Annotated in this window: 12 protein-coding genes; 3 read left to right on the forward strand and 9 right to left on the reverse strand. The window is 45.2% G+C overall.

Annotated elements, in window-relative coordinates; all coding sequences use genetic code 11:
- The first annotated feature begins 282 nt into the window (after positions 1-282).
- Both E0E16_RS05850 and E0E16_RS05855 read left to right on the forward strand, forming a co-directional pair.
- Complete coding sequence (locus tag E0E16_RS05850) at positions 283-1,092, forward strand: Nif3-like dinuclear metal center hexameric protein (RefSeq protein WP_130829530.1); 810 nt, start codon at positions 283-285, stop codon at positions 1,090-1,092.
- A gap of 32 nt (positions 1,093-1,124) precedes the next feature.
- A complete protein-coding gene (locus E0E16_RS05855) occupies positions 1,125-1,946 on the forward strand; it encodes a zinc ribbon domain-containing protein (protein WP_130829531.1) in 822 nt (273 codons plus the stop codon).
- 112 nt (positions 1,947-2,058) lie between these two features.
- Here E0E16_RS05855 and E0E16_RS05860 read toward each other — a convergent pair whose 3' ends face one another.
- The 9 genes from E0E16_RS05860 to E0E16_RS05900 all read right to left on the reverse strand — a co-directional run bounded on the left by E0E16_RS05860 (position 2,059) and on the right by E0E16_RS05900 (position 11,045).
- Complete coding sequence (locus E0E16_RS05860) at positions 2,059-3,978, reverse strand: heavy metal translocating P-type ATPase (RefSeq protein WP_130829532.1); 1,920 nt, start codon at positions 3,976-3,978, stop codon at positions 2,059-2,061.
- A 73-nt stretch (positions 3,979-4,051) separates the two neighbouring features.
- A complete protein-coding gene (locus E0E16_RS05865; RefSeq protein WP_130829533.1) occupies positions 4,052-4,264 on the reverse strand; it encodes a heavy-metal-associated domain-containing protein in 213 nt (70 codons plus the stop codon).
- A gap of 109 nt (positions 4,265-4,373) precedes the next feature.
- Positions 4,374-4,937, reverse strand: a complete 564-nt coding sequence (locus tag E0E16_RS05870) for an AraC family transcriptional regulator (RefSeq protein WP_130829534.1) — start codon at positions 4,935-4,937, stop codon at positions 4,374-4,376.
- Complete coding sequence (locus E0E16_RS05875; protein ID WP_130829535.1) at positions 4,934-6,325, reverse strand: MATE family efflux transporter; 1,392 nt, start codon at positions 6,323-6,325, stop codon at positions 4,934-4,936. Before E0E16_RS05875 ends, E0E16_RS05870 begins: the two co-directional genes overlap by 4 nt.
- Positions 6,326-6,449: 124 nt before the next feature.
- Entirely contained in the window at positions 6,450-7,589 is a 1,140-nt protein-coding gene (locus tag E0E16_RS05880) for a UDP-N-acetyl glucosamine 2-epimerase (RefSeq protein WP_130829536.1), read from the reverse strand.
- Positions 7,590-7,614: 25 nt separating this feature from the next.
- Complete coding sequence (locus E0E16_RS05885; protein WP_130829537.1) at positions 7,615-8,568, reverse strand: SPFH domain-containing protein; 954 nt, start codon at positions 8,566-8,568, stop codon at positions 7,615-7,617.
- 32 nt (positions 8,569-8,600) lie between these two features.
- Complete coding sequence (locus tag E0E16_RS05890; protein ID WP_130829538.1) at positions 8,601-9,050, reverse strand: NfeD family protein; 450 nt, start codon at positions 9,048-9,050, stop codon at positions 8,601-8,603.
- A gap of 156 nt (positions 9,051-9,206) precedes the next feature.
- Positions 9,207-10,052, reverse strand: a complete 846-nt coding sequence (locus E0E16_RS05895; protein WP_130829539.1) for a M48 family metallopeptidase — start codon at positions 10,050-10,052, stop codon at positions 9,207-9,209.
- Positions 10,053-10,181: 129 nt separating this feature from the next.
- Positions 10,182-11,045, reverse strand: coding sequence for a hypothetical protein (locus E0E16_RS05900; RefSeq protein WP_130829540.1), 864 nt, complete (start codon positions 11,043-11,045; stop codon positions 10,182-10,184).
- Positions 11,046-12,209: 1,164 nt separating this feature from the next.
- Here E0E16_RS05900 and E0E16_RS05905 point away from each other — a divergent pair.
- Positions 12,210-12,579: helix-turn-helix domain-containing protein (locus E0E16_RS05905; protein WP_165444186.1), on the forward strand; the 370-nt coding region annotated here is incomplete at its 3' end.

Genomic DNA, 12,579 nt, shown 5'->3' on the forward strand with positions numbered 1-12,579 from the left:
ATTGAGAATACAAATAAACTAATCAGACAATATATACCGAAAAAGGATTCGTTTGAACATTACACAGACAAGAGAATTATGTCGATACAAAAGAAATTGAACGAAAGACCGAGAGAAAAATTAAACTTTTCTACTCCAAAGTGTGAATTCTTCAAATACGTTTTATAATTTTGCACTTGCTGGTTGACTCTGCGTTATCGGCTAACGAAGGCTTTTTATGAAGAAATATGCGTTGATGTGGCGATATTCAAGTTTAAATTCGTATCTTTGCAAGCAAAACTTATGCGTAGCGTGAAAATAAAGGATGTTATTGATGCCCTTGAACGATTTGCGCCTCTGCCCTTGCAGGAAGACTATGACAATGCCGGTCTGCAAGTAGGATTAACAGGGACGGAAGTATCAGGGGCTTTGTTGTCTCTTGATGTAACCGACAGTATCATTGATGAGGCATTGGAGTTGGGCTGCAATCTTATTGTGGCGCACCATCCGCTCATCTTCCGTCGTCTGTCGCAAATATCCGATGCCAACTATGTGGAGCATCTTGTGATGAAAGCAATCAAGAACGACATAACCATCGTGGCGATGCACACGAACATCGATGCCGCTCCGGGGGGAGTGAACTTCAAGATTGCTGAAAAGATTGGACTCAAAGACATCTCTTTTCTCGGAAAAACGCAGACCATAATGACGGCTGATACCGAGGTGAAAGGTGGTGAGGGTGTAATCGGAACCTTTGCCGAGCCCATGGCGGCAGATGACTTCATACTGCTACTGAAACGCTTGTTCCAAGTGGAATGTGTGCAAGCCAACCAACTCTTGCGTCGCGAGATAAGAAAGGTTGCCCTCTGTGGTGGTGCAGGTTCGTTTCTGTTGAGCGATGCCTTGCGGGTCGGTGCAGATGCTTTTCTCACGGGCGAGATGCACTATCACGACTATTTTGGTCATGATCAGGAAATCCAAATCTGTGCGATAGGTCATTATCAGAGTGAGCAATTCACGAATGAAGTGTTCCGCGACATCATTAAGAAGCACTGCCCGGGTGTGGCGTGTCATCTGACAAGGATAAACACAAATCCTATCATTTATTTCTAATTAGAAAATATAATCATTTAAATACAAGAAACATGGCAAAGAAAGATCCCAAAGATTTACCGGTAGAAGAGAAACTGAAGAATCTCTATCAATTGCAAAGCACACTCTCTTCCATTGATGAGAAGCGTGCGTTGCGCGGAGAGTTACCTCTTGAGGTGCGCGACCTTGAGGATGAGATTGCCGGGTTGAAGACCCGTATTGATAAAATCAATAACGAAATCAGTGAGTTGCAGAAGGCAGAAACGCAGAAGAAGGGTGAAATCAAAGAAGCTCAAGCGAGTCTGGAACGCTATACCGCACAGCTTGATACCGTTGCCAACAACCGCGAGTACGACACGCTGACCAAGGAAATAGAGTTCCAAACTTTGGAGATAGGGGTGTGCAAGAAGAAGATAGAGGAAGCTCAGGCTAAAGTGCAGAACTGTCAGGAAGTGCTCACCGAGAATGAAGCACTCCTCAGCGATCGTCGAAAGGCTTTGGAAGAGAAGCGCGGAGAGCTTGAGGAAATCATGCAGGAAACACGTGAAGAGGAAGAAGCATTAAAGGAAAAATCCGGTGAAATAGAAACAAAGATAGAGCCGGGATTGCTTCGCAGCTTCAAACGCATTCGCAAAGGTACACGCAATGGTTTGGGAATTGTCTATGTGCAGCGCGATGCCTGCGGAGGTTGCTTCAATAAAATTCCACCTCAGCGACAACTCGACATCAAGATGCACAAGAAAATCATCGTCTGTGAATATTGCGGACGTATCCTCATTGATCCAGAGCTGGCAGGCATTAAGATTGAAAACGCAGATGATAAGCCCAAGAAAAAGAGATCTACGCGAAAGAAGAAAGAAGAGACTGAAGGTTAAAGTCATCTTTTGACAATGTGTATCATACATTTATTTGATAAGCGAGGGTGTACCTATTCCGGCACACCCTTTTTTGTTAGCTTTCTTGTTTCGATCGGAAGACAATTGTACGTTACTTTCCAAACTTTAGCCGCAGACTGTTGAGCACCACACTCACACTGGAAAATGCCATCAATGCACTCGCCCACGAAGGAGTTATCTGCCAATCGATGCCGAAAGCATAGAGCAAGCCTGCTGCAAGTGGAATGCAAATCAGGTTATAGATGAAAGCCCAAAATAGGTTTTGCCATATCATCCTTACGGTGTGCCTGCTAAGTTTTACGGCATCGGGAAGCATTTGCAGATCATCCCCCATGAGAGTCACCTGTGCTACGTCCATGGCTACATCCGTTCCCTTGCCAATTGCAATGCTGGCATTGGCCAAGGCAAGCGCCTGCATGTCGTTAACTCCGTCGCCAACCATTGCCACACACTTGCCATCGGCTTGCAGCTCCTTCACGAGCTTTTCCTTATCCTGTGGCATGACCTGGCTTTTATAATGCTTTATACCAGCCTTCGATGCCCAGTAGCCGACGGCCTCTTCCTTATCGCCACTCATCATATAGACTTCTATTCCACTTTGCTGCAGTTCCTCCATGGCTTTCCTCGCATTGGGTTTCAACGTCTCACGGGCATCAAAGGCCAGACTGTCAGCCTTTGTGAAGTCAACATTCTTGTTGGGAATCGTCAGAGTTCCAGTTTTGTCCGTTACAAGCACATCTATCTTGCGCAACACCTCCAAAGCGCTGGCATCCTTGATGAGGATTCCCTTATCAGCGGCTTTGCCTATTCCCACCATCAGTGCGGTAGGTGTGGCCAATCCCATTGCACAAGGGCACGCTATAACAAGCACCGACACAGCCGAGACTATCGCTTGTGGCAGATAGGCATAGCCACCAATAAGCCACCACAAAAGAAAAGTAGCCAGGGCAAGACCCGTCACAACGGGAACAAACACCAATGCAGCCTTGTCAACAATGCGCTGAACCGGCGCTTTTGACCCTTGCGCTTCCTGAACCATACGAATGATATGCGCAAGGGCAGTGTCCTCGCCTATTTGCCTTGCCTTCATTCGGAATTTTCCTTGACTTGGTATCGTCCCTGCCATCACACGGTCGCCCTTGCGCTTGTCCACTGGAGTCGGTTCGCCTGTCAACATACTCTCATCGACATATGCCACACCTGCCGTCATGAAGCTTTCAGCAGAAAGAACTTCGCCATCGACAGGCACTTTCTCACCAGGGCGAACCTCAAGGATATCTCCAACTTCAATGGTAGATAATGGAACTTCCTCCACTTGATCGCCGTTGACGATGTGGGCGGTCTTAGGGGCCAGGCCCATCATCTTTCTAATGGAGGAAGCTGTTCCGTCCTTTGCCTTTTCTTCCAGCAGCCTACCCGTGAGAACGAAGGTGATTATCATCACCGAAGCATCGAAATAGGTATGCCATGCTATACCGCGGGTGGTCCAAACCTCATCGCCCCAGAACGTATTGAAAGCACTGAAAAGGAAAGCGATACACGTTGAGAGGGCGACAAGTGTGTCCATGTTCGCCGTTCGGTGCCTGAGTTGCCTGAAAGCGCTCACGTAAAACTGTTTTCCGCAGTACAGAAGGTTTGCCAAAGCTATCAGCATGGCGGTCTGATTGGTCATCCTCGCTGAGCCAAGGTCTATCCAACGCATTGAGATAGCCATGCCAACAATGGCAAACAGCCAGGATATGATGGTCTTACGCCTCAACAAAACGTACTCCCTTTTTTCTATCTCCTCGACCGACTGGCCATCATCGATAATTAGATTGTAGCCGATTCCGTTGATTTCTGCTTTCATATCCATGAGCGAAATCTGCTCAGGGTCGTAGTCAACCAGTGCCGACCGCCCCGGCAAGGAGACGGTTGCGCTCGTTATTCCCGGCAAACTGTTGAGTTTTCGTTCAACGTTGGCAGAGCAAGAAGCACATGCCATACCAACAACAGGTATAGTTCTCTTCATAAAACATCAATTAAAAATTACGATTGAAACCATTACGTCGTTACTTCGCTGCTGACAGGCAACAGCTTGCCAGCTATAATGTCAGCTCATACCTGCCGCAACTATCTACAACCTCTTTAATTTGTTGTGGGCTTACGTCATTCTCGTCAAACTCAACCGTAACATTGGCATCGACGAGGCTTACCTTTGCGTCCTGAATACCTGACAAAGACTTTAATGATTGTTCAACGTTTGCCTTGCAGTGCTCACATTTCATTCCGCTAACTGAATATATTTTCCTTACCATAACTTTAATATTTAATTGTGAATAATAATTTATCTGCTACAAAGATAAGCATTAAATCACCTCAGTCTGTTATAATTTTATGGGTAAGACTTATAAGATTTCGCATCGTTTATACCTTGTCAATGCTCGTTCGGTTATTCTCTTTCAAAGCTTTGAATTGTGATGGAGTCATGCCCGTCACGCTTTTGAACTGCGTTGAGAGATAAGCCGCTGATGAATAATTCATCTGTAAGGCGATCTGCGATAGTGAAAGTTCGTCGTAACGGATAAGTTCCTTGACCCGTTCGATACGCAACTCTATGTAATAGCGTTCTATTGTCTTTCCCTCCACTTCAGAAAAGAGTTTGGAAAGCGTATTGTAGTTCTGGTGAAGCTCGTCTGAAAGATATTCGCTAATGTTCAAAGGCGAATTAATGTCTCTGTGATGAACCTGCCGAATCAGAGCTTTTTTTACCAATTCGATGGTCTTCTGCCGTCTGTCACTGAGCAATTCGAAGCCCAATGCTGCCAGTTTTTCCATCAGCTCAACACGTTTCTCCGTTCCCAGCTCACCCTCAATCAGCACTTCGCCCAAGTCTATGCGTTGCGGAGACAAGCCCAATTCTTGCAATAGCTTATCGACCACCATCTTACAACGATCGCAAACCATATTTTTGATGTACAGTCTTGTCATAATTCCTCCTGTTTTGTATGTTGATTCACCGTCGTTCCCCGAACAACTTCTTCTCTTGCGAATTCTTTGAAGGTATATATCATGATGGGAATCGTCACGGCAAACGACAGCACATCACTGACAGCCTGACACATTTCGACTCCCAACAACCCGAAAAACATGGGCAAAGTAAAAATCAGAGGTATGAAAAACAACCCTTGCCGGCTAGCTGCAAGGATATTGGCACGTACTGGTTTCCTACACGTCTGTGCCAGCATGTTGCTGCCAATGATAAAAGGACAGAGCGCATAGGTGCAGAGTTGCCAGCGGAATGCCACAACACCGATGGCTATCACCTCTGGGTCGTTGCGGAAAAGCCCTATCAGCGAACTGCTAACCAGCCACCCAACAACAGTAACACACAACAGGAAAATGGTTCCTAACTTCAGCGTGAACCTAAAGGCCTCGCGCAAACGGGAATAAAGTCCTGCCCCATAGCAGAATCCACAAATGGGCTGGAAACCCTGACACAAGCCAATCACTGCCGCGAGTACTAACATTGAGATACGATTAACAATACTCATTGCCGCTATTGCGGAATCGCCATATGCGCCGGCAGCGATGTTCAGGGTCATCGTTGCCAAACAAGCCAGTCCCTGTCGCATGAATGAGGGGCTGCCTCCGTAAAAAATCTCTTTCATTGCCTTCCAAGAGGGAGTGAAATTCTTGAAAAAGATACCGATGTTCTTCTTGTGTCGTGCCATGAAGAACAAAATGAGAAACGAAACCACCTGCCCTATAACCGTTGCCCATGCCGCTCCCTTGATGCCCATTCCCAAGAGAAAAATAAAAATGGGGTCGAGGAGGATATTCAGGATGGCTCCGGAAACGATACCAATCATCGAGTAAGCGGCGTTTCCTTGCAGTCGCATTTGGTTGTTGAGGGTTAGCGAAGCTGTGTGGAAAGGAGCCGATAAGAGTACGATTCCCAAATATTGTTCCGTATAGGGGAGAATAGTGGGCGTACTGCCCAGTAACACTGACAGAGGCTTTAGAAAAAGCAATCCTGCGATGAGAATTGCCATGCCTAAAAGAAAGGAATAGAAAAAACCATTGGATGCCATCTTCACGGCATTCTCTCTTCTCCGTGCGCCCAATTCCCTCGAGATATAGTTTCCGGAGCCGTGCCCGAAGAAAAAGCCACATGCTTGAATAAAGAAAACAACGGAAAAGACGACACCCACGGCAGCCGTGGATTGTGTATCCAACTGTCCTACAAAATAAGTATCGACAATGTTATAGACGCCGGTTACCATCATTGAGATGATGGTTGGGATTGCCATCTTGATGACAATCCGGTGGACGGGTGCCTGTGTCAGTATCGTAAAATTATCCTGTTCTTTCTGCATGTCAGTTACAAAGTTACAAAAAAGGTGGAGGATAGAATTGCCGGAATATTTAATTTACGCAAAAAGCAGTAAAAAAAGACGAGGGCAAGTCAAATGCTCGTCCTCGCTTCCTTCGCAATGGGGGCTATTTCACCACATCGATTAGTGTTCTGACAATTCTCTCTGCCGATCTGCCGTCCCATCTATCAGGCAGTTCGGATGCTTTCCATCTGCCGTTTACCATATCTTTCACGGCTTCACGAAGATTTTCGGCGTCTTCACCAACGAGGAGATTTGTTCCTTTCTTCACCGTTTCGATGTGTTCGGTATAACTATTCAGTGTGGCACAAGGCACATTATTGAATGTTGCCTCTTCCGCCACATTTCCCGAGTCGGTTATTACGCCACAAGCATGGGCGGCAAGATATCCGAAGTCTAAATATCCTAATGGTTCGATGACGTGTAAATTCTTACATTTCACCACCTTCATGTCGGCGATGGTGGCTTTTGCCGATTGGCGCAATGGGGCGATTATCGGCATGTTGCCGGCACTTTCCGTCAGGGCGGTGAGCATCTTCTCCAAATTTACCTTGTCGCTCATGAGTGCTTTTCTGTTCAGCGTGAAAAGCAGATATTGTTTCTCCTTCAGGTGCAGATCCTTCAATGCCGGTATGTCATCTGCCGTCAAGCCTCTCATGCGGTCGCGGTTATAGCGGATGTTATCGATGAGAATATTTCCGACCATATATACTTTCGACAATTCCGCGCCCTCTTTGTTGGCTATGCTGTTGTTGCTCAGCCCTGCCGTGAAGAGGATATCCGACAGTCCGTCAATCACTAACCGATTAATTTCCTTTGGCATCGTGATATCGAATGAGCGTGTGCCGGCAGCGATGTGCACTAAGGTAATGCCTTGCTTTTTGGTTACGATAGCTGCTGCCATAGTGGATGCGAGATCGTCCACCACAATCACAGCATTTGTGGGGTGTGCTTGAAGATAAAGCTCGAATTTGGACATTACCTGACCCGTAAGGTCGTTAAGGTTTTCACAAACCACTCCCAAACAAACATCCGGACGATTGATCTCAAGATTGGTAAATAAACCATCCTCCAGCGTAGTATCATCAGCCTTGCCGGCATAAACCAGCGAGTAGGACACCTTGCGTGAGTCATCTTCTCCACCTTGCATCTTCTCCACCAAGCGGATGATGGGAGCCACCTTTATGAAATTGGGGCGTGCTCCGCAAAATATGCAAATTCTTAATTCTTTCTTTTTTTCTGACATAGAATTCTATATAGCTGCAAAAGATTTATTCTCCTTTGAACATTTCTTTGATACCACCGATAGAACCCATCATGCCCGTAGCTTCATAAGGCAGGTAAACGGTCTTTTGGTTCTCATTCTTTGCCAATTCTCCCATCATCTGAATGTATTTTTGTGCGATAAGGTAGTTGGCAGGATTGGTACTTTTCCCGACAGCTTCGGTTATCTTGGAGATGGCAACAGCTTCCGCTTCTGCTACTCGAATGCGTGCTTGCGCTTCTCCTTCCGCGATGAGGATAGCTTGTTCGCGTTCGGCTTCCGCGCGATTGATGCGCGAGGTTTTCTCACCTTCTGATTGTAGGATGGCTGCTTGCTTCTCGCCCTCGCTGGTAAGAATGGTGGCTCGCTTGTTGCGTTCTGCCTGCATTTGCTTCTCCATTGCCTGCAAGACGCTCTCCGGGGGGATAATGTCTTGCAGTTCCACTCTGTTCACCTTGATGCCCCATTTGTTGGTGGCATCGTCGAGTACGGAACGCAATTTCGTGTTGATGGTGTCGCGAGAAGTAAGCGTTTGGTCCAGTTCCATCTCGCCAATGATATTACGAAGCGTTGTTTGGGTAAGTTTTTCGATGGCGTTGGGAAGGTTGTTGATTTCATACACAGCCTTGAACGGATCGACAATCTGAAAGTACAGCAAGGCATTGATTTGCATCTGAATGTTATCTTTGGTGATAACGTTTTGGCGGTCGAAGTCATATACCTGTTCGCGCAAGTCGATGGAGGTGGTGTAGCTGTATCTTCCATTTCTCAAGGCAACGATTTCTTTTGCGCGATCGATGAATGGTATGATGATATTGATACCGGGTTGGAAAGTGCCATAATACCTTCCGAGTCGCTCGATGATGCGTGTCTCACTTTGTGGAATGATTACAATTGCCATCTTGGCAAAAACAATGACCAACAGGATAATGGCTGCTAAAACGATGGATCCTATATTCATAATGATAAATGTTTTGGTGTTTTCTATATATCTCAGGCTTTTTCAACGGTGATGATGATAGAGTTAAGCTGAATGACGCGTACGGACATTCCAATCGCTATTTCTGCATTTTCGGATGACTGCGCTTTCCATGAGTCGCCGTCAATTTTTACTCTTCCGTAGCCGTTGGCCTCGATTTTTTCTGTTACCACCCCCACGCGACCGATGAGTGCTTCGGCGTTGGAAACGCGGTGCTCCCCTCCTTTATGAAAATACTTCAGTGCCATGGGACGGACAAAAAATATACTGAGCAGGGTGGAAATGGCAAATACGATGATTTGGATAGTAATACTGTTTGTTATTCCCGATACAATGGCAGCTGCTGTTCCACCAATGGCGAAGCATAAAATAAAAAAGTCGCCGTTGGTCAGTTCTAAGACGAGGCATAAAAGACTGACCAATATCCATGCCAACCAAAGATTGTGAGCAAAATACTCTATCATAGTTGTTTGTTTTTAATTTCGATGGTAAAGTTAGTAAAAGATATTGAATTTGGCAACTTTTGTGAAAAAAAAACACCAATGAGCAAATGTTCATGGATGATTCATGTCGTTCTGCTCATCGGTGCCCAGATGGTTGATGGATAAATTCTCAACGCATTATCGGATATGCAAAGTTCTTTGATTTTTCTTTGTGTTGTTGCCTTTATAATATTTCATTGCTTCAGGCATCCATTTCTTGATGTTCTCCACGCGTTTGGCATCTGAGGGGTGGCTGCTGAAAAATTCCAATGTGGAATTTTTCGATGAGGCTGCCATTCTTTGCCAGAAGCCTATTGCGTTTTGTGGGTCGTAACCTGCCATGGCAGCGAAGATCAGTCCCATATAGTCGGCCTCGTTCTCGTTGCTACGGCTGTATTTCAGGTTTTGGAACGTGAAATATTCTCCTGCCACTTGCGATGCCACATCGCCTACGCCACTGCCTATGGCTGAATTGAGGACGGCTCCCAAGACCGAAGTCCCTATGTTTTGGTTTTGTTTCTTGGTCATTTGTTCCGCGCTGTGCTTTGCCACGGCATGCGCTATCTCGTGTCCCAACACGATGGCAAGACCGGACTCGTTTTGTGTGTAGGGCAACAGACCTTCAAAAACGACGATTTTCCCACCGGGCATGCAAAAAGCGTTGGCTTGCTTGTCTTGAACGAGATTAAACTCCCATTGGAAGTTATTCACCTCATTGGCATAGCCGTTGCTTCTCAAGTAGGTTTCAACGGCTGTTGCCAGTCGTTTACCCACACGTGTTACCATTTGGCTGTTCTTTATGTTGGTCGATTTCTTTGCCGATGCCATGAATTTGGCATACTCTTGTTTGCTTAAACTCAACAATTCGCCATCGCTAACACTGATTTTATGCTGTCTCCCTGTTAGTGGCACCGTCGAAGTTGTACCGCAGGCAGCGAGCGTCGCTACCAAAACGGCTGTTAAAAGATACTTAACTCGTTTCATTATTTTGTAATATTTTTGTTCGTGTTTATTGTAGGTTCTTCAGCTTTCAACAATTGTGGCTGAAATGGATTCTTTCGTAGCCTTTACACATTTTCTTGGTCATTGCCGAAGTCCGTTTGGGTTGTTATCCTATCTCACGGGATAGCCGTATCTGCCTATATTATATAGGTAGTTTCTGTTCTTTGGTTGTGGCATGCGATCCACTTCCACGTTGATAGAGATGGAGTTTTGATTGCGTTCTCCCCATCGGTAAGTAACGCCTCCCCCAATTCTGTCCATGAAGCGATTTGCCATGCCGGAATATCCATAGCCCATATAAGGATGGTAGCCCCAATCATAATAGGCAGGCGCGTAGCCCATTCCGAAACCACCATATCCCAATGCTCCGCATCCCATCAGCCATGGGCTGAAATTGTCTGACGTGAATGCTTTTTGTACAAAAGCGTAAGCACTCCAATGTTCATCAAACTGATAGCCCAAGAGAGCGTTGATGCCTGCCGAGGTATAGTTGTTACCATCGTAAATCATGTTGTTGAAATATCCTCCCACTGCCAATGTGGTTTTGGGTGAGAGATTGGTAACATACATTAATGATACGTCTTGAGTGAAGCCGGCTCCGTTGTGACAGCCATTTCCAAAATTGGCAAACACGGATGCACCCACATTCACGTTCAATCCCCGGTGAAGTCGCCATGCACTCGTGTCCCATCCGTAATCCCAATACGGATAGTGTATATCGTTCGGTGTGATTACTTGTCCGTTCTCATCAACAAGAGGAAGATTATTGTCGATTTGCTGTTGCTGCACGCGTTCTTCAGCCAACATGCGTGCATACTCCTTCTCAGCTTCTGTGGCTTTTCTCGGACCCTGAAGGTGTGCCGATTCTATAGGTGCAATGTCCGTGCTCTCCATTGATTCGGTATCATGGATATCTTGCCCATATAGAGAAATGCTCAGCAGAATGGCTGTTGATATGATAAATATCTTCTTCATACGTTGCAAATTTAGTTTATCACCTTCAATCTTCCAAAAATTTTAAAACTTATTAGCCTTTATTCCATACTCGCATGCAATTTATCAAGGTAAGAGGCATTGGCGTGTTGATATTGGGAAGTGAAGTTTCTTTCGCTTAAACTCAAATTGGTCGAAACCACTTTAGTTCTTTCTTCTAATGACCGCCATCGGAAATATTCAATTATAGATGTTTGTTATTTAGAAACTTAGCAACTAAGACCATACGCCATGAACTCATAACAACACCTGTCTGTCCGGGCAAGACAAGAAATAAGCATGTTCTTTGTTTTGCCAAGTCATTGAAAACGCGAAAATTTTCCCCGGCTATATGAGAAAAGTTCAATAATGTCCTAAATTTTCTTCATTCATCTATCCAAAGCTTACCTTTTGATTTCCAAAAGGTAAGCTTTTGCAATGCAAAAGGTCATGAATTGGAGCGCAAAAGCTAAGCTTTTAAATCGCAATTAATATCGTCTTGATTATCAATAGATTACAAAGCGTGTCCCGGACGCAGTTTTTGTAATATAATTTCGTGGTGATGGTCGGGGCGAATGTGCGCCATCAAGCGTCTGTTTGCCATCATCTGAATACGAACTGGAGGTATGAAAGGATTGGTGCTGTCCGGCATTGGAACAAAATACGTCCGATCCCATGATTTGATGCAACTTTGCGTGAGAGACTCAAAAAAATCATTCAGGACACCATTGGAAAAGATAAAGGACTTCTCACTGCCATGCGACACCGAAAAATCCCAATGATTGATTTGAGGTAAAGTGATTTTTTCTTTCTTTAGGATTGAGAGAAAAGATGAGAAAAAGGTCGTGCTATGATTTTAGCATTTGCGTTACCACTTCCACTTTGTTAGTTTCTTTTTGTTGTGAAACTTGGAGTAAAAGAATGGTTGTTGCAAAATAAGGTGTATTTATGTTTCATTCTGTCATTTTCACATCTTCTTAGAGTTGAAGTTCCGGGTGCAAGTTCCAAAACGAAGTGCAATAAAAGAGTAGCCCTCGCCGAGAGATGCAGACGTTCTCGAAGCGTAGCGAGAGGTTGTCTGCATCTCTCGGCGAGGAAAAAAAACAACCAGCAATACAAATAAAAAAGGGAGACCTCTGTCTCCCCAAGATTAATTAACTTTGTATTGTGAAATATCATCAATTAACCTCGGAGCAAAGGTCGCAAATTTTCGCCTTACTCCAAAAGAAAACAGGGAGAAAAGAGATTGCCACAATCGTCGGCATCAGTCAGTCAACACTATCACGTGAAATCAAACGCAACAGCACGCCATCAGAAAAGTATATCTGGACAAAGGCGCACGATATGGCTATGCAGCGCAGAAAGAGAACGGTAAAGAACGCCAGGCTCTCTAACGAATTAGTCTGGAGAATTAAGGAATATATCACCAATGACCAGTGGTCTCCACGACAAATATCAGGTTATCTGCGCAAGAATGAGGGAATAAAGGTGTCCCACCAATCCATTTATAATATCATTCATAATGATACAACAGGGG

The sequence above is a fragment of the Prevotella rectalis genome (assembly GCF_900607215.1).
In the GTDB taxonomy this organism is placed as follows: domain Bacteria; phylum Bacteroidota; class Bacteroidia; order Bacteroidales; family Bacteroidaceae; genus Prevotella; species Prevotella brunnea.

Coding starts and splice junctions, on each gene's coding strand:
- E0E16_RS05855 (WP_130829531.1), top strand. CDS start 1,125: ATGGCAAAGAAAGATCCCAAAGATTTACCGGTAGAAGAGAAACTGAAG.
- E0E16_RS05895 (WP_130829539.1), bottom strand. CDS start 10,052: ATGAAACGAGTTAAGTATCTTTTAACAGCCGTTTTGGTAGCGACGCTC.
- E0E16_RS05885 (WP_130829537.1), bottom strand. CDS start 8,568: ATGAATATAGGATCCATCGTTTTAGCAGCCATTATCCTGTTGGTCATT.
- E0E16_RS05880 (WP_130829536.1), bottom strand. CDS start 7,589: ATGTCAGAAAAAAAGAAAGAATTAAGAATTTGCATATTTTGCGGAGCA.
- E0E16_RS05865 (WP_130829533.1), bottom strand. CDS start 4,264: ATGGTAAGGAAAATATATTCAGTTAGCGGAATGAAATGTGAGCACTGC.
- E0E16_RS05890 (WP_130829538.1), bottom strand. CDS start 9,050: ATGATAGAGTATTTTGCTCACAATCTTTGGTTGGCATGGATATTGGTC.
- E0E16_RS05870 (WP_130829534.1), bottom strand. CDS start 4,937: ATGACAAGACTGTACATCAAAAATATGGTTTGCGATCGTTGTAAGATG.
- E0E16_RS05850 (WP_130829530.1), top strand. CDS start 283: ATGCGTAGCGTGAAAATAAAGGATGTTATTGATGCCCTTGAACGATTT.
- E0E16_RS05900 (WP_130829540.1), bottom strand. CDS start 11,045: ATGAAGAAGATATTTATCATATCAACAGCCATTCTGCTGAGCATTTCT.
- E0E16_RS05860 (WP_130829532.1), bottom strand. CDS start 3,978: ATGAAGAGAACTATACCTGTTGTTGGTATGGCATGTGCTTCTTGCTCT.
- E0E16_RS05875 (WP_130829535.1), bottom strand. CDS start 6,325: ATGCAGAAAGAACAGGATAATTTTACGATACTGACACAGGCACCCGTC.